The sequence below is a fragment of the Salibaculum halophilum genome (assembly GCF_002094885.1).
GTDB classification, from domain to species: domain Bacteria; phylum Pseudomonadota; class Alphaproteobacteria; order Rhodobacterales; family Rhodobacteraceae; genus Salibaculum; species Salibaculum halophilum.
Genome location: NZ_MSIT01000037.1, coordinates 1 through 16,685, shown reverse-complemented (window position 1 = coordinate 16,685; position 16,685 = coordinate 1). Strand labels below are relative to the sequence as shown.

12 protein-coding genes and 1 tRNA gene are annotated in these 16,685 nt (G+C 64.5%); 12 read left to right on the top strand and 1 reads right to left on the bottom strand.

Annotation, left to right across the window (positions count from 1 at the left end):
- Nucleotides 1-154: 154 nt before the first annotated feature.
- Nucleotides 155-829: a lysophospholipid acyltransferase family protein gene (locus BU124_RS13755; RefSeq protein ID WP_084864146.1), complete on the bottom strand. Its 675-nt coding sequence runs from the start codon at nt 827-829 to the stop codon at nt 155-157.
- Between the two features lie 107 nt (nt 830-936).
- On the opposite strand from BU124_RS13755, the gene BU124_RS13750 reads away from it, so the two are divergent.
- The 12 genes from BU124_RS13750 (at nt 937) to fusA (ending at nt 16,632) form a co-directional block, all read left to right on the top strand.
- Nucleotides 937-1,012 (top strand) — tRNA-Trp (locus BU124_RS13750).
- Nucleotides 1,013-1,127: 115 nt separating this feature from the next.
- A complete protein-coding gene (secE, locus tag BU124_RS13745; protein ID WP_084864145.1) occupies nt 1,128-1,325 on the top strand; it encodes a preprotein translocase subunit SecE in 198 nt (65 codons plus the stop codon).
- A 190-nt stretch (nt 1,326-1,515) separates the two neighbouring features.
- Complete coding sequence (gene nusG / locus BU124_RS13740; RefSeq protein ID WP_084864147.1) at nt 1,516-2,049, top strand: transcription termination/antitermination protein NusG; 534 nt, start codon at nt 1,516-1,518, stop codon at nt 2,047-2,049.
- Between the two features lie 108 nt (nt 2,050-2,157).
- On the top strand, nt 2,158-2,583 hold the full coding sequence (gene rplK, locus BU124_RS13735; protein WP_084864144.1) for a 50S ribosomal protein L11: 426 nt from the start codon (nt 2,158-2,160) through the stop codon (nt 2,581-2,583).
- Nucleotide 2,584: 1 nt separating this feature from the next.
- Nucleotides 2,585-3,286, top strand: coding sequence for a 50S ribosomal protein L1 (gene rplA / locus BU124_RS13730; protein WP_084864143.1), 702 nt, complete (start codon nt 2,585-2,587; stop codon nt 3,284-3,286).
- Between the two features lie 249 nt (nt 3,287-3,535).
- Nucleotides 3,536-4,048 carry a 50S ribosomal protein L10 gene (gene rplJ, locus BU124_RS13725; protein WP_084864142.1) on the top strand — a complete coding sequence of 171 codons (513 nt, stop codon included), beginning with the start codon at nt 3,536-3,538 and terminating at the stop codon, nt 4,046-4,048.
- A 71-nt stretch (nt 4,049-4,119) separates the two neighbouring features.
- Nucleotides 4,120-4,497 carry a 50S ribosomal protein L7/L12 gene (rplL, locus tag BU124_RS13720; protein ID WP_084864141.1) on the top strand — a complete coding sequence of 126 codons (378 nt, stop codon included), beginning with the start codon at nt 4,120-4,122 and terminating at the stop codon, nt 4,495-4,497.
- A 265-nt stretch (nt 4,498-4,762) separates the two neighbouring features.
- A complete protein-coding gene (gene rpoB, locus BU124_RS13715) occupies nt 4,763-8,902 on the top strand; it encodes a DNA-directed RNA polymerase subunit beta (protein ID WP_084864140.1) in 4,140 nt (1,379 codons plus the stop codon).
- Between the two features lie 89 nt (nt 8,903-8,991).
- Complete coding sequence (gene rpoC, locus BU124_RS13710; RefSeq protein ID WP_084864139.1) at nt 8,992-13,251, top strand: DNA-directed RNA polymerase subunit beta'; 4,260 nt, start codon at nt 8,992-8,994, stop codon at nt 13,249-13,251.
- Between the two features lie 380 nt (nt 13,252-13,631).
- The gene (rpsL, locus tag BU124_RS13705) at nt 13,632-14,003 is read left to right on the top strand and encodes a 30S ribosomal protein S12 (protein WP_084864138.1); all 372 of its coding nucleotides are present in this window, start codon (nt 13,632-13,634) and stop codon (nt 14,001-14,003) included.
- 12 nt (nt 14,004-14,015) lie between these two features.
- On the top strand, nt 14,016-14,486 hold the full coding sequence (rpsG, locus tag BU124_RS13700; RefSeq protein ID WP_084864137.1) for a 30S ribosomal protein S7: 471 nt from the start codon (nt 14,016-14,018) through the stop codon (nt 14,484-14,486).
- A gap of 28 nt (nt 14,487-14,514) precedes the next feature.
- Nucleotides 14,515-16,632 (top strand): elongation factor G, encoded by a 2,118-nt coding sequence (fusA, locus tag BU124_RS13695; protein ID WP_084864136.1) that lies wholly within the window; start codon nt 14,515-14,517, stop codon nt 16,630-16,632.
- Nucleotides 16,633-16,685 lie beyond the last annotated feature (53 nt).

The following is a 16,685-nucleotide window of genomic DNA, read 5'->3' as shown; positions in this document are numbered from 1 at the left end:
GGCATGTAACAGGTGCCGCAGGCACGGATCGCGAAGGGCCGCCCTCGGGCGGCCCTTTTTCGTGTTTGCCGGGTGGGATCACAGCGGAAATTTTCCGGTATCGCACGGATTTGCCGGTCCAGCTCGTCCGCTGCTCCCAGACCTCGCTGCCCGGTCAGTCTGTCATCGCCGCCGCGTTCGCGGTTTCGTTGAGAAGATTGACGAGCGAGGCGCGCAGGCGCTCCTGTTCGGTCGCGTCGGTGCGCCGGGCGGGCGCTTCGGACCAGCGGCGGAATACGAAGCGCCCCCGGCCGAAGGGGCGGGGCAGCACCATACTGTCCCAAGTGGCAAGGGCGCGCTGGCGGCTGTGCGCGAAGGCGTAGGTGTAGACCGGGCAGCCCATCGCGCTGGCCCAGTCCAGCGGCGCATCTTTCAGGACAAAGGCCGGGCCGTTCGGCCCGTCGCCGGTGATGCCGGCGCTGATACCCGCCCGGGTCTGGCGCAGAACCGCGCGGGCGGCGCGCAGGTTCGAGCTGCGCCTGTCGATCTGCATCGACCGCTGGCCGAAGTGGCGATAGAGCGCCCCGGCCGCGCGTCCGATCGGAGAGGTGTCGTGGATGCTGATCAGCGGCCCGCCCGCCCCGGGCCAGTGCGCCGGGACCATCAGAAGGTGCTGGTGCCAGACAACCAGAAGGACCGGACCGCGCGCCAGATCCTGCTGCAGTGCCGCGACCCCCTCGCCTTGCCAGCGCGTGGTTCGGTCAACCACCCGCAGGTAACACCCGATTATGAACGCGGGAAGCCAGGCCGCGAAGGCGGATTGTTCGATGCGGCGGCGCAGGGTCTTCATCGCGCGGTCTCCTGGTCGGGTTGCGCCTAGATGCGACAATTTCCGGTCCGAAGACAAGCCGCCCCCTTGATCCCGGCGTCGCCGCGGGATAATCCGACAAGCACTATAGGGGTATAGCTCAGTTGGTAGAGCGACGGTCTCCAAAACCGTAGGTCGCGGGTTCGAGCCCTGCTGCCCCTGCCACCCTCCCGCGCAAGTCAAGTGAAGCGCAGCGCAATCGCCAACCCGGGGCCGATCCCGGGTTGAAAAGCGGCGGCAGGCGGCGTATCTGATCGCAGGTCGTAGAAAAGGGCATTCCATGGCACGCACCAACCCTGTCCAGTTCATGCAGCAGGTCCGCGCGGAGGTCTCCAAGGTCGTCTGGCCGACCCGCCGCGAGGTGGTCATGACCACGATCATGGTATTCCTGCTGGCGGCTTTCATGGCGGCCTTCTTCTCGATCGTGGACCTTTTCATCCGAATGGGGCTTGAAGGGGTGCTGAACGCCTTCGGCTGAGCGCTTGCGGAAAGCCGCGATGCCCCCTTGAATTCACCTGCGCGGGGCGGTATTCGCGGCGGACTTTCCGGACGGGCGTGCGGCGAATCGCGTTGCGCGCCACTTTTCTTAGCGGAAGCCGCGCGTTAAGCGTCTGGAAAAATTGGAAACTTTTGGCTTTCGGGCCGCGGGCCACGGGGTGTCGGGCAACATGGCGAAACGTTGGTATTCGGTGAGTGTCCTCTCGAACTTCGAGAAGAAAATCGCCGAGCAGATCCACACCAAGGTCGCCGAGAAGGGACTGGAAGACCAGATCGACGAGGTTCTGGTCCCCACCGAAGAGGTGATCGAAGTCCGCCGCGGCAAGAAGGTCACGGCAGAGCGCCGCTTCATGCCGGGCTACGTGCTGGTCCATATGGAAATGTCTGACGAGGGGTATCACCTGATCAACGGTATCAACCGCGTCACCGGGTTCCTCGGCCCGCAGGGCCGGCCTATGCCGATGCGAGATGCAGAGGTGCAGGCGATCCTGGGCCGCGTCGCCGAGGGCGAAGAGGCGCCGCGCACGCTGATCTCGTTCGAGATCGGTGAGAGGGTCAAGGTCAACGACGGCCCCTTCGAAGACTTCGACGGCATGATCGAGGAAGTGGACGACGACAACCAGCGCCTGAAGGTGTCGGTGTCGATCTTCGGCCGGGAAACGCCAGTCGAGCTGGAATTCACGCAGGTCACCAAGCAAACCTGAGTGGAGCAATCGTGGGGGCTGCGGCGCAGGCGTGTGACCGGGCTGACCACGACGACGAAGACGGGGCGGATCGCGTTTCGCCCCCAGTTGTGAAAAAGGAGAGGCCAGATGGCCAAGAAACTTGCCGGCACGATGAAGCTGCAGATCCCTGCGGGGCAGGCCAACCCGTCGCCGCCCGTGGGCCCCGCGCTGGGTCAGCGCGGGATCAACATCATGGAATTCTGCAAGGCGTTCAACGCCAAGACCCAGGAGATGGAGCAGGGCGCGCCGTGCCCGACGCTGATCACCTACTACCAGGACAAGTCCTTCGCGCTCGAGATCAAGACGCCCCCGGCGTCCTACTACCTCAAGAAGGCGGCGAACCTGAAGTCGGGGGCGACGACCCCGTCGCGCCAGACCGCCGGCACGGTGACCAAGAAGCAGGTGCAGGAGATTGCCGAGGCCAAGATGCAGGACCTCAGCGCCAACGACATGGAAAGCGCCATGAAGATTATCCTTGGCTCGGCCAAGTCCATGGGCATCGAGGTGAAGTAAGATGGCAAAGCTTGGAAAACGCGCCCGCGCCGCCCGCGATGTCGTCAAGGGCAAAGACAACGTTTCGGTCACCGAGGCCGTCTCGCTGATCAAGGAGAACGCCAAGGCCAAGTTCGACGAGACCGTCGAGGTCGCCGTCTGCCTGGGGGTCGACCCGCGCCACGCAGACCAGATGGTGCGCGGCAAGGTCAGCCTGCCCAACGGCACCGGCAAGGACGTCCGCGTGGCCGTCTTCGCCCGCGGCGACAAGGCGGAAGAGGCCAAGGCCGCCGGGGCCGACATCATCGGCGCCGAGGACCTGATGGAGACCATCCAGGGCGGCACGATCGAGTTCGAACGCTGCATCGCGACACCGGACATGATGCCCGTCGTCGGCCGGCTGGGCAAGATCCTCGGCCCGCGAAACCTGATGCCGAACCCCAAGGTCGGCACCGTGACCATGGACGTGAAAGAGGCCGTCGAGGCCGCCAAGGGCGGCGAGGTCCAGTTCAAGGTCGAGAAGGCGGGCGTCATCCATGCCGGTATCGGCAAGGCCAGTTTTGACGCCGGCAAGCTGGAAGAGAACCTGAAGGCCTTCGTGGACGCGGTGCAGAAGGCCAAGCCGGCCGGCGCCAAGGGCGCATATTTGAAGAAGATCGCGCTGAGCTCGACCATGGGCCCCGGCGTGACCGTTGCGGTGGACAGCGCCACCGGCAGCGCCTGAGAGATTCCGCGCCCCTCGGGGCGCTGAATGGCGGGGCCTGACCATCGGCCCCGTCCTGTCCGAGACGGAGGGTTGGATTGCGGTCCTGTAATTCCTTCCCGAGATGGGGAACGAGACGAGATTTCCGTTCGGGTCGGCTTCGACCCTCGGGCGATCAAGGCCTCGGGACCCTCACGGACCCGAAGTGGATGGACCGGCCGGTCCATCCGGAACGAGCCGGGGAGCGATCCCCATACTTGGAGTGAAACTGTGGATAGAGCCCAGAAAGAGAAAGTGGTCGAGGAACTCGGCCAGATCTTCGAAAGCTCTGGCGTCGTGGTGGTTTCCCACTACGAGGGCCTGACAGTTGCCGAGATGCAGGACCTGCGCGCGCGCATGCGCGAGGCGGGCGGGTCCGTGCGCGTTGCCAAGAACAGGCTCGCCAAGATCGCCCTGAAGGGGAAGCCGTGCGAGAGCATTGCGAACCTGATGACGGGCATGACCGTGCTTTCCTATTCCGAAGACCCCGTGGCCGCGGCCAAGGTGGTTCAGGACTATGCCAAGGGTAACAGCAAGCTTGTTATCCTCGGCGGCGCAATGGGAGAGACGGTGCTGGACACCGCCGGTGTCGAACGTGTGGCCAAGATGCCGTCCCGCGAGGAGCTCATCGCCTCCATCGCCGGCTGCATCGTCGCGCCTGCGTCGAACATCGCCGGGGCCGTTGGCGCACCTGCTTCGAACATCGCGGGCATTCTTTCGACCATCGAAGAGAAAGCTGCCTGAGCAACTGAACTGCCCTCGTGGGGCGCGTGCCCCGACGTTGGAACACAACTGAATGGAACGGAAACAGTAAAATGGCTGATCTGAAGAAACTTGCTGAAGAGATCGTGGGCCTGACCCTTCTCGAAGCCCAGGAACTGAAAGAAATCCTCAAGGACGAATACGGCATCGAGCCCGCCTCGGGCGGTGCCGTCATGATGGCCGGCCCGGCCGACGGAGGCGGCGGCGAAGCCGAGGAGGAGCAGACTGAATTCGACGTCGTGCTCAAGAGCGCCGGCGCCTCCAAGATCAACGTGATCAAGGAAGTCCGCGGCATCACCGGCCTGGGCCTGAAAGAGGCCAAGGAACTGGTCGAGAGCGGCGGCAAGATCAAGGAAGGCGTCGACAAGGCCGAAGCCGAAGAGATCAAGGGCAAGCTGGAAGACGCCGGCGCCGAGATCGAGCTGGCCTGAGGCATGCCCTCTGCGAGCCGTCCGGGGGCAGCAGGTCCCCGCCCGGCCGCGACATCACTGGCTGGACCCGTCGAAAAACGGGTCCAGCCGAACCCGTCTTAGAGGCCGCATTTGCGGATGCGTCCTTTTGGATCGGTTCACAGGTCGGGAGGCGCCCGGTGGGACGGGCGCCAGGAATTGACCGAAACGATCCGCTCTCACGCGGGGTCTGCGCCGCCGCCCCACGGCCCGGACCACCAGCAGAGACTGAAAGGTGACAAGACACATGGCTCAATCGTTCCTCGGCCAGAAACGCTTGCGCAAGTACTACGGCAAGATCCGTGAAGTCCTTGAAATGCCGAACCTCATCCAGGTTCAGAAATCCAGCTACGACCTCTTTCTCGACTCCGGCGAGGGCCCCGAGCCCATCGACGGCGAGGGCATCAAGGGGACCTTCCAGTCGGTCTTCCCGATCAAGGATTTCAACGAGAACTCGGTCCTCGAATTCGTCCGCTACGAGCTGGAAAAGCCCAAGTACGACGTCGAGGAATGCCAACAGCGCGACATGACCTATGCCGCGCCGCTCAAGGTGACGCTGCGGCTGATCGTCTTCGACGCCGACGAGGACACGGGCGCCAAGTCGGTCAAGGACATCAAGGAACAGGACGTCTTCATGGGCGACATGCCCCTGATGACCGAGAACGGCACCTTCATCGTCAACGGCACCGAGCGGGTCATCGTGTCCCAGATGCACCGCAGCCCGGGCGTGTTCTTCGACCACGACAAGGGCAAGACCCACAGCTCGGGCAAGCTGCTCTTTGCCTGCCGGATCATTCCGTACCGCGGTTCGTGGCTCGACTTCGAGTTCGACGCAAAGGACCTTGTGTACGCGCGCATCGACCGACGCCGCAAGCTGCCGGTCACGACCCTGCTCTATGCGCTGGGGCTCGACCAGGAGGGCATCATGAATGCCTATTACGACACGGTCGACTATTCCTTCGACAAGAAAAAGCGCGCCTGGAAGACCAGGTTCTTCCCCGAGCGAGTGCGCGGTACCCGTCCGACGCACGATCTGGTTGACGCTAAGACCGGCGAAGTGATCGCCGAGGCCGGCAAGAAGATCACGCCCCGCGCCGTCAAGAAGCTGATCGACGAAGGCACCGTCACAGACCTGCTGGTGCCCTTCGAGAGCATCGTCGGCAAGTTCGCGGCCAAGGACATCATCAACGAGGAAACCGGCGCCATCTACGTTGAGGCCGGCGACGAGCTGACCCTCGAGACGGACAAGGACGGCGAGATCATCGGCGGCACGGTCAAGGAGCTGCTGGACGCCGGCGTGTCGTCCATACCGGTGCTGGACATCGATAACGTCAGCGTCGGCCCCTACATGCGCAACACCATGGCGCAGGACAAGAACATGGACCGCGAAAGCGCGCTCATGGACATCTACCGCGTCATGCGCCCGGGCGAGCCGCCCACTGTCGATGCGGCCAGCGCGCTCTTCGACACGCTGTTCTTCGACAGCGAGCGCTATGACCTGTCCGCTGTTGGCCGCGTCAAGATGAACATGCGCCTGAACCTCGATGCCGAGGACACCCAGCGCACCCTGCGCCGCGAGGATATCGTGGCCTGTATCAAGGCGCTGGTAGACCTGCGCGACGGGCGCGGCGACATCGACGACATCGACCACCTCGGCAACCGCCGGGTGCGCTCGGTCGGCGAGCTGATGGAGAACCAGTACCGCGTCGGCCTGCTGCGCATGGAACGCGCGATCAAGGAGCGCATGTCCAGCGTCGAGATCGACACGGTCATGCCGCAGGACCTGATCAACGCCAAGCCGGCCGCGGCCGCGGTGCGCGAATTCTTCGGCTCGTCGCAGCTGTCGCAGTTCATGGACCAGACAAACCCGCTGTCGGAAGTCACGCACAAGCGCCGCCTCTCGGCGCTCGGGCCCGGCGGCCTCACCCGTGAACGCGCCGGTTTCGAGGTGCGCGACGTGCACCCGACCCATTATGGTCGCGTGTGCCCGATCGAGACGCCGGAAGGGCCGAACATCGGCCTGATCAACTCGCTGGCCACCTACGCGCGGGTGAACAAGTACGGCTTCATCGAGACCCCGTATCGCGTCGTCCAGAACGGCGAGGTCTCCGACGAGGTGCACTACATGTCCGCCACCGAGGAGATGCGCCACACGGTCGCCCAGGCCAACGCCAACCTCGACACCGACATGAAGTTCGTCAACGATCTGGTCTCGACGCGGCAGAACGGCGAATACACCCTGGCCCCGAACGAGAATGTGGATCTGATCGACGTCAGCCCCAAGCAGCTGGTCTCGGTCGCGGCCTCGCTGATCCCGTTCCTCGAGAATGACGACGCCAACCGCGCGCTGATGGGCTCGAACATGCAGCGCCAGGCGGTTCCGACGCTGCGCTCCGAGGCGCCCTTGGTAGGCACCGGCATCGAGGGTCAGGTAGCCACGGATTCGGGCGCGGCGATCCAGGCCCGGCGGGCCGGGATCATCGACCAGGTCGATGCCCAGCGGATCGTCATTCGCGCCACCGAGGATCTCGAGGTCGGCGACCCCGGCGTCGATATCTACCGGATGCGCAAGTTCCAGCGGTCGAACCAGAACACCTGCATCAACCAGCGCCCGCTGGTGAAGGTCGGCGACACGGTCGGCAAGGGCGAAGTGATCGCCGATGGCCCGTCGACGGATATCGGCGAACTGGCCCTGGGCAAGAACGTGGTCACGGCCTTCATGCCCTGGAACGGCTACAACTACGAGGATTCGATCCTGATTTCGGAACGGATCGTCAAGGACGACGTCTTCACCAGCGTTCACATCGAGGAATTCGAGGTCGCCGCCCGCGACACCAAGCTGGGGCCCGAGGAAATCACCCGCGACATCCCCAACGTCGGCGAGGAGGCCCTGCGCAACCTCGACGAGGCGGGCATCGTCTATATCGGCGCCGAAGTGGGGCCGGGCGATATCCTGGTGGGCAAGATCACCCCCAAGGGCGAGAGCCCGATGACCCCCGAGGAAAAGCTGCTGCGCGCGATCTTCGGCGAAAAGGCCAGCGACGTGCGCGATACCTCGCTGCGCCTGCCGCCGGGGGATTACGGCACGATCCTGGAGGTGCGCGTTTTCAACCGCCACGGTGTGGAAAAGGACGAACGCGCGCTGCAGATCGAGCGGGAAGAGGTCGAGCGCCTTGGCCGGGACCGCGACGACGAGCTGGCGATCCTCGATCGCAACATCTACGCGCGGCTCAACTCGATGCTGATCGGCAAGACCGTCGCCAAGGGACCCAAGGGGATCAGCGCGGGCACCGAGATCACGCCCGAAATCCTCGAGGAAATGCCCCGCAGCCACTGGTGGCAGCTGGCACTCAAGGAAGAGGAGGACGCCCAGGTCGTCGAGGCGCTGAACGAACAGTACGAGGCGCAGAAGCGCCAGCTGGACGCCCGCTTCGAGGACAAGGTCGAAAAGGTCCGCCGCGGCGACGACCTGCCGCCCGGCGTGATGAAGATGGTCAAGGTCTTTGTGGCCGTGAAGCGCAAGCTTCAGCCGGGTGACAAGATGGCCGGCCGGCACGGCAACAAGGGCGTTATTTCCAAGGTGGTCCCCGAAGAGGACATGCCCTTCCTGCAGGATGGCACGCCGGTCGATTTCGTGCTCAACCCGCTGGGCGTGCCCAGCCGGATGAACGTCGGCCAGATCCTCGAGACGCACATGGGCTGGGCGGCCCGCGGCCTCGGCAACCAGATCGAGGACGCGCTGGGCGAATACCGCCGGTCGGGTGACCTGTCGCCGGTTAAGGACGCCATGAAGATCGCCTATGGTGACGAGGTCTATGACGAAGGCATCGAGGGCATGGACGAAAAGCATCTGCTGGAAGCGGCCGGCAATGTCACGAACGGCGTGCCGATCGCGACGCCGGTCTTCGACGGTGCCAAGGAGGACGACGTCAACGACGCGTTGCGTCGTGCGGGCTTCGATGAGTCCGGGCAGTCGCTGCTCTATGACGGCCGCACCGGCGAGCAGTTCAGCCGCCCCGTCACGGTTGGCATAAAGTATCTGCTCAAGCTGCACCACCTTGTCGACGACAAGATCCACGCCCGGTCAACTGGCCCCTACAGCCTCGTGACCCAGCAGCCGCTGGGCGGCAAGGCGCAGTTCGGTGGCCAGCGCTTCGGCGAGATGGAGGTCTGGGCGCTGGAAGCCTACGGCGCCGCCTACACCCTGCAGGAGATGCTGACGGTGAAATCCGACGACGTGGCAGGCCGCACCAAGGTCTACGAGAGCATCGTCAAGGGCGAGGACAACTTCGAGGCCGGCGTGCCCGAGAGCTTCAACGTGCTCGTGAAGGAAGTCCGCGGCCTCGGCCTCAACATGGAACTCCTGGACTCGGAGGAGGACGACTAGGGATTTTCGATGAAAACCCTTGCGGGCGCGGTTCCTGATCAAGACCCGTGCCCGCGCGCCCCTTCCAGCCCGTATTTCGAGGGAAAGACATGAACCAGGAACTGACCAACAACCCGTTCAACCCGACCGCCCCGGCCAAGATCTTCGACGAGATCAAGGTCTCCCTTGCCTCGCCCGAGCGGATCCTCTCGTGGTCCTTCGGCGAGATCAAGAAGCCCGAAACCATCAACTACCGCACGTTCAAGCCCGAGCGTGACGGCCTGTTCTGCGCGCGAATCTTCGGCCCGATCAAGGACTACGAGTGCCTGTGCGGCAAGTACAAGCGCATGAAGTATCGCGGCGTCGTCTGCGAGAAGTGCGGCGTCGAGGTGACCCTGCAGAAGGTCCGCCGCGAACGCATGGGCCACATCGAGCTGGCCGCGCCCGTCGCCCATATCTGGTTTCTCAAGTCGCTGCCCAGCCGCATCGGCCTGATGCTGGACATGACCCTGCGCGACCTCGAACGCGTTCTCTACTTCGAGAACTACGTGGTGATCGAACCCGGCCTGACCGATCTGAAATACGGCGCGCTGATGACCGAGGAGGAATTCCTCGACGCGCAGGACCAGTACGGCATGGACGCCTTCACCGCCAACATCGGCGCCGAGGCCATCCGCGAGATGCTGTCGCAGATCGATCTGGAGGCCGAGGCCGAGCAGCTGCGCGAGGACCTCAAGGAGGCCACGGGCGAACTGAAGCCCAAGAAGATCATCAAGCGCCTCAAGGTGGTCGAGAGCTTCATCGAGAGCGGCAACCGCCCGGAATGGATGATCATGACCGTGGTGCCCGTGATACCGCCGGAACTGCGCCCGCTGGTGCCGCTGGACGGGGGCCGTTTCGCGACCTCGGACCTGAACGACCTCTACCGCCGGGTCATCAACCGCAACAACCGCCTCAAGCGGCTGATCGAGCTGCGCGCGCCCGACATCATCGTGCGCAACGAAAAGCGGATGCTGCAGGAATCGGTGGATGCGCTTTTCGACAATGGCCGCCGCGGCCGGGTCATTACCGGTGCCAACAAGCGCCCGCTCAAGTCGCTGTCGGACATGCTCAAGGGCAAGCAGGGCCGCTTCCGCCAGAACCTTCTGGGCAAGCGGGTCGATTTCTCGGGCCGGTCGGTCATCGTGACCGGGCCGGAACTCAAGCTGCACCAGTGCGGCTTGCCCAAGAAGATGGCGTTGGAGCTGTTCAAGCCCTTCATCTACTCGCGGCTCGAGGCCAAGGGTCTGTCGTCCACGGTCAAGCAGGCGAAAAAGCTGGTCGAGAAGGAACGCCCCGAGGTCTGGGACATCCTCGACGAGGTGATCCGCGAACATCCGGTGCTGCTCAACCGTGCGCCGACGCTGCACCGGCTGGGCATCCAGGCCTTTGAGCCGATCCTGATCGAGGGCAAGGCGATCCAGCTGCACCCGCTGGTCTGCTCGGCCTTCAACGCCGACTTCGACGGTGACCAGATGGCCGTGCACGTCCCGCTGAGCCTCGAGGCCCAGCTGGAAGCGCGCGTGCTGATGATGTCGACCAACAACGTGCTGTCGCCGGCCAACGGCGCGCCGATCATCGTGCCCTCGCAGGACATGATCCTGGGGCTGTATTACACGACGATCGAACGCGCCGGCATGAAGGGCGAGGGCATGGTCTTCGGCTCGGTCGAAGAGGTCGAACACGCGCTGGCACAGGGCGAAGTTCACATGCACGCCAGGATCCAGGCCCGCGTCAAGCAGATCGACGAGACCGGGCAGGAGGTGTTCCAGCGCTTCGAGACCACGCCCGGCCGTGTCCGGCTGGGCGCGATGCTGCCGCTGAATGCCAAGGCCCCGTTCGACCTGGTCAACCGTCTGCTGCGCAAGAAGGAGGTGCAGCAGGTCATCGACACCGTCTACCGCTACTGCGGCCAGAAGGAATCGGTGATCTTCTGCGACCAGATCATGACCATGGGTTTCCGCGAGGCCTTCAGGGCCGGGATTTCCTTCGGCAAGGACGACATGGTCATTCCCGACGGCAAGTGGGGAATGGTCGAGGAGACCCGCGGCCAGGTCAAGGACTTCGAGCAGCAGTACATGGACGGCCTGATCACCCAGGGCGAGAAGTACAACAAGGTCGTCGATGCCTGGTCCAAGGCCAATGACCGCGTCACCGAGGCGATGATGTCGACGATCTCGGCCGAACGGACCGACGAGAGCGGCGCCGTGATGGAGCCGAACTCGGTCTACATGATGGCCCACTCGGGCGCGCGCGGCTCGGTCACCCAGATGAAGCAGCTGGGCGGGATGCGCGGCCTGATGGCCAAGCCGAGCGGCGAGATCATCGAGACGCCGATCATCTCGAACTTCAAGGAAGGCCTGACCGTGCTGGAGTATTTCAACTCCACCCACGGGGCGCGCAAGGGCCTGTCGGACACCGCGCTCAAGACGGCGAATTCGGGCTACCTGACCCGGCGTCTGGTCGACGTCGCGCAGGATTGCATCGTGCGCGAGGCCGACTGCGGCACCGACCGCGCGATCACCGCCGAACCGGCGATCAACGACGGCGAGATCGTCTCGACCATGAGCGAGCGCATCCTGGGCCGCGTCGCGGCCGAGGACGTGACCGTGCCAGGCGGTGACGAGGTTCTTGTCAAGCGTGGCGAACTGATCGACGAACGCATGGCCGACGCGATCGACGATGCCGGCGTGGTCAAGATGAAGATCCGCAGCCCGCTGACCTGCGAGGCCGAGGACGGCGTCTGCGCCCAGTGCTACGGGCGCGACCTGGCCAGGGGCACCCAGGTCAACATCGGCGAGGCGGTGGGCATCATCGCCGCGCAGTCCATCGGCGAGCCGGGCACGCAGCTGACCATGCGCACCTTCCACATCGGCGGTGTCGCCCAGGGCGGGCAGCAATCGTTCCTGGAGTCCTCGGTGGCCGGCAAGATCGCGTTCCGCGATGCGCAGATCCTCGAGAACTCGGCCGGCGAACCCATCGCGATGGGGCGCAACATGGCCATCGTCCTGCTGGACGAGAGCGGCGAGGAGCTGACCACGCACAAGGTCGGCTACGGCTCCAAGCTCTTCGTCAAGGAGGGTCAGCAGGTCGAGCGCGGCGACAAGCTCTACGAGTTCGACCCCTATACGCTGCCGATCATCGCCGAGAAGGCCGGCACGGCCAAGTTCGTTGATCTGGTCAACGGTGTTGCCGTGCGCGAGGAAACCGACGAGGCCACCGGCATGACCCAGAAGATCGTGTCCGACTGGCGCGCCGCGCCCAAGGGCAACGAGCTCAAGCCGGAGATCCTTGTCGTGGGCGAGAATGGCGAACCGGTGCGCAACGACGCGGGCCACCCGGTGACCTATCCGATGTCGGTGGATGCGGTGCTGTCGGTCGAGGATGGCCAGAAGATCGACGCCGGCGACGTGGTCGCGCGCATCCCGCGCGAGGGGGCCAAGACCAAGGACATCACCGGCGGTCTGCCGCGGGTGGCCGAACTGTTCGAGGCCCGTCGTCCCAAGGACCACGCCATCATCGCCGAGATCGACGGCCACGTCCGCTTCGGCAAGGACTACAAGAACAAGCGGCGCATCGCGATCGAGCCCACCGACGAGTCGCTGGACAAGGTCGAGTACATGGTGCCCAAGGGCAAGCACATCCCGGTGCAGGAAGGCGACTTCGTGCAGAAGGGGGACTATGTCATGGACGGTAACCCCGCGCCGCACGACATCCTGTCGATCCTCGGGGTCGAGGCGCTTGCCGAATACATGATCGACGAGGTGCAGGACGTCTATCGCCTTCAGGGTGTGAAGATCAACGACAAGCACATCGAGGTGATCGTGCGCCAGATGCTGCAGAAGTGGGAGATTCTCGACAGCGGGGATTCCACGCTTCTCAAGGGCGAGCATGTAGACAAGCAGGAACTGGAGGCGGCCAACGAGAAGGCGGTCACCAAGGGCGGGCGCCCGGCAACTGGCGAGCCGATCCTGCTGGGCATCACCAAGGCGTCGCTGCAGACCCGCAGCTTCATCTCGGCGGCCTCCTTCCAGGAGACGACCCGCGTGCTGACCGAGGCCTCGGTCCAGGGCAAACGCGACAAGCTGGTCGGCCTGAAGGAGAACGTGATCGTCGGGCGGCTGATCCCGGCCGGCACCGGCGGGGCCGCCCAGCGGGTGCAGCGTGTGGCCCAAGAGCGTGACAACGTCGTGATCGAAGCCCGCCGCGAAGAGGCCGAGGCGGCCGCGGCCCTCGCGGCGCCCGACGCGGCGCCCGAGGACGATGACGTCATCGGCGGCGACGCGTTCGACACGCTGCTTGCCGATACCCCCGAAAGCCGCGACGACTGATCCGCCGTCCGGACCTAGGTGACAAGGAAAGGCCCCGCCCGGCGCGGGGCCTTTTCACGTTGCCCTGCCGGCGCCGGGCACGGGGCCGTGCCGCGGCGGTGCGACGGGTGCATCAGGGCTGTTGACAGCCCCCCCGACTCCACCTATAGACCGGCGCACTTGGCAGGGGTCCGTGGGCCTCGTACCTGAGTATCAAAATTTCAGTGGTCAAGATCCGGCCTATTTCTGGCCCGATCCTCTGGATATCCCACCGCAACGTTCCTCCGGTAAGGGAACGCCTGCGGGCTTGTGGCGCTTTGTGGACGCATGAGGCGCCTGAACCGATAACCGCGGACCGACCGGTTCGCTACACATGTGTATGAAGTGGGGAACAAAGCCCAATGCCAACGATCCAGCAGCTGATCCGGAAGCCCCGGCAGCCCAAAGCCAAGCGCCAGAAGTCCCTTCACCTGGAAGGCAACCCGCAGAAGCGTGGCGTCTGCACCCGTGTCTACACCACCACGCCGAAGAAGCCGAACTCGGCGATGCGGAAGGTGGCTAAGGTGCGTTTGACCAACGGCTACGAGGTGATCAGCTACATTCCTGGCGAGAAGCACAACCTTCAGGAACACTCGGTCGTCCTGATCCGCGGCGGCCGCGTTAAAGACCTTCCCGGTGTGCGCTACCACATCCTGCGCGGCGTGCTCGACACTCAGGGTGTCAAGGACCGCAAGCAGCGCCGCTCGAAGTACGGCGCCAAGCGTCCCAAGTAAGAGGAAAAACAGATGTCTCGTCGTCACGCCGCCGAAAAGCGCGAAGTCCTGCCCGACGCCAAATACGGCGACCGGGTCCTCACCAAGTTCATGAACAACCTGATGTACCACGGCAAGAAGTCCGCCGCCGAGAGTATCGTCTACGGCGCCTTCGACCGGGTGGAAGGCAAGCTCAAGAAGGCCCCCGTGGAAGTGTTCCACGAGGCGTTGGACAACATCAAGCCCGCGGTGGAAGTTCGCTCGCGCCGCGTCGGTGGTGCCACCTACCAGGTGCCCGTCGAAGTTCGCCCCGAGCGCCGCGAGGCGCTGGCCATCCGCTGGCTGATCAAGGCGGCCCGGACGCGCAACGAAAACACCATGGAAGAGCGCCTCGCAGGCGAGCTCGCCGATGCGGTCAACGGCCGCGGCACCGCGGTGAAAAAGCGCGAAGACACCCACAAGATGGCCGACGCCAACAAGGCGTTCAGCCATTATCGCTGGTAAACATCACTCTTTCTGAGGACTAGGCCAAATGGCACGCGATTATCCCCTCGACCGATACCGCAACTTCGGGATCATGGCCCACATCGACGCGGGCAAGACGACCTGTTCGGAGCGGATCCTGTTTTACACGGGCAAGTCCCACAATATCGGCGAGGTCCATGACGGCGCCGCCACCATGGACTGGATGGAGCAGGAACAGGAGCGTGGCATCACGATCACCTCGGCTGCGACCACCACCTTCTGGGAGCGCACCGAGAACGGCAAGGAGCCGGACTCGCTCAAGCACCGCATGAACATCATCGACACCCCGGGCCACGTGGACTTCACCATCGAGGTCGAGCGCTCGCTCGCCGTGCTCGACGGGGCGATCTGCGTGCTGGACGCCAACGCCGGTGTCGAGCCGCAGACCGAGACCGTCTGGCGCCAGGCCGACCGCTATCAGGTGCCGCGGATCGTCTTTATCAACAAGATGGACAAGATCGGCGCCGACTACTTCAACTGTGTTCGCATGATCGAGGAGCGCACCGGCGCCCGCGCCGTGCCTGTGTCCCTGCCCATCGGGGCCGAGCACGAGCTGGAAGGTGTTATCGACCTCGTCACCATGAAGGAATGGGTCTGGCGCGGCGAGGATCTGGGCGCGAGCTGGTTCCAGGAGGATATCCGCGACAGTCTCAAGGAGACGGCCGAGGAATGGCGCGGCAAGATGGTCGAGGCCGCCGTCGAAATGGACGACGACGCCATGATGGCCTACCTCGACGGCGAAGAACCTGACGTGCCGACCCTGCGCAAGCTGCTGCGCAAGGGCACGCTTGATCTGTCCTTCGTGCCGGTCCTGGGTGGGTCCGCCTTCAAGAACAAGGGGGTTCAGCCGCTGCTGAACGCCGTGATCGACTACCTGCCCAGCCCCATGGACGTGGTCGACTACATGGGGTTCGCCCCCGACGACGAGACCGAGACCCGCAACATCCCGCGCCGCGCGGACGATGACATGCCGTTCTCGGGTCTGGCCTTCAAGATCATGAACGACCCCTTCGTCGGGTCGCTGACCTTCACCCGGATCTACTCGGGCGTGCTGCGCAAGGGCGACACGATGCTCAACGCCACCAAGGGCAAGAAGGAGCGTGTCGGCCGCATGATGATGATGCACTCCAACGATCGCACCGAAATCGAGGAGGCCTTCGCCGGCGACATCATCGCCCTGGCCAGCCTCAAGGACACCACCACTGGCGACACGATCTGCGATCCCAAGGCCCCGGTCGTGCTGGAGACCATGACCTTCCCTGAGCCCGTGATCGAGATCGCGGTCGAGCCCAAGACCAAGGGCGACCAGGAGAAGATGTCGCAGGGGCTTGCGCGGCTCGCGGCCGAGGATCCGTCCTTCCGCGTGGAGACCGACCTTGAGTCGGGCCAGACGATCATGAAGGGCATGGGCGAGCTTCACCTGGACATCCTGGTCGATCGCCTCAAGCGCGAGTTCAAGGTCGACGCCAACATCGGCGCGCCGCAGGTCGCCTATCGCGAGACCATCGGCCACGAGATCGAGCACACCTACACCCACAAGAAGCAGTCGGGCGGGTCGGGCCAGTTCGCCGAGGTCAAGATGATCATCTCGCCGACCGAACCGGGCGAAGGCTACTCCTTCGAGTCCCGCATCGTCGGCGGCTCGGTGCCCAAGGAATTCATCCCCGGTGTCGAGAAGGGCATCGAGAGCGTGATGGACAGCGGCCCGCTGGCCGGCTTCCCGGTTATCGACTTCAAGGTGGCGCTGATCGACGGCAAGTACCACGACGTTGACTCCAGCGTCATGGCCTTCGAGATCGCCTCGCGCATGGCTATGCGCGAGGGCCTGCGCAAGGCCGGCGCCAAGCTGCTCGAGCCGATGATGAAGGTCGAGGTGATCACGCCGGAGGAATACACCGGCTCGATCATCGGCGACCTGACGTCGCGGCGCGGCCAGGTGCAGGGGCAGGAGCCCCGCGGCAACGCCATCGCCATCTCGGCCGACGTGCCGCTGGCCAACATGTTCGGCTACATCAACACGCTGCGGTCCATGTCCTCGGGGCGGGCGCAGTTCACCATGCAGTTCTCGCACTACGACCCGGTGCCGCAGAACATCAGCGAGGAAATTCAGGCGAGCTTCGCCTGATCACAAACAGACCGGCGGGCCGGCAGCCTGTCGTGAAAGTCAAAGGAGGCCAT

Coding starts and splice junctions, on each gene's coding strand:
- fusA (WP_084864136.1), top strand. CDS start 14,515: ATGGCACGCGATTATCCCCTCGACCGATACCGCAACTTCGGGATCATG.
- BU124_RS13755 (WP_084864146.1), bottom strand. CDS start 829: ATGAAGACCCTGCGCCGCCGCATCGAACAATCCGCCTTCGCGGCCTGG.
- rpoC (WP_084864139.1), top strand. CDS start 8,992: ATGAACCAGGAACTGACCAACAACCCGTTCAACCCGACCGCCCCGGCC.
- nusG (WP_084864147.1), top strand. CDS start 1,516: ATGGCGAAACGTTGGTATTCGGTGAGTGTCCTCTCGAACTTCGAGAAG.
- rpoB (WP_084864140.1), top strand. CDS start 4,763: ATGGCTCAATCGTTCCTCGGCCAGAAACGCTTGCGCAAGTACTACGGC.
- rplL (WP_084864141.1), top strand. CDS start 4,120: ATGGCTGATCTGAAGAAACTTGCTGAAGAGATCGTGGGCCTGACCCTT.
- rpsL (WP_084864138.1), top strand. CDS start 13,632: ATGCCAACGATCCAGCAGCTGATCCGGAAGCCCCGGCAGCCCAAAGCC.
- secE (WP_084864145.1), top strand. CDS start 1,128: ATGGCACGCACCAACCCTGTCCAGTTCATGCAGCAGGTCCGCGCGGAG.
- rplA (WP_084864143.1), top strand. CDS start 2,585: ATGGCAAAGCTTGGAAAACGCGCCCGCGCCGCCCGCGATGTCGTCAAG.
- rpsG (WP_084864137.1), top strand. CDS start 14,016: ATGTCTCGTCGTCACGCCGCCGAAAAGCGCGAAGTCCTGCCCGACGCC.
- rplK (WP_084864144.1), top strand. CDS start 2,158: ATGGCCAAGAAACTTGCCGGCACGATGAAGCTGCAGATCCCTGCGGGG.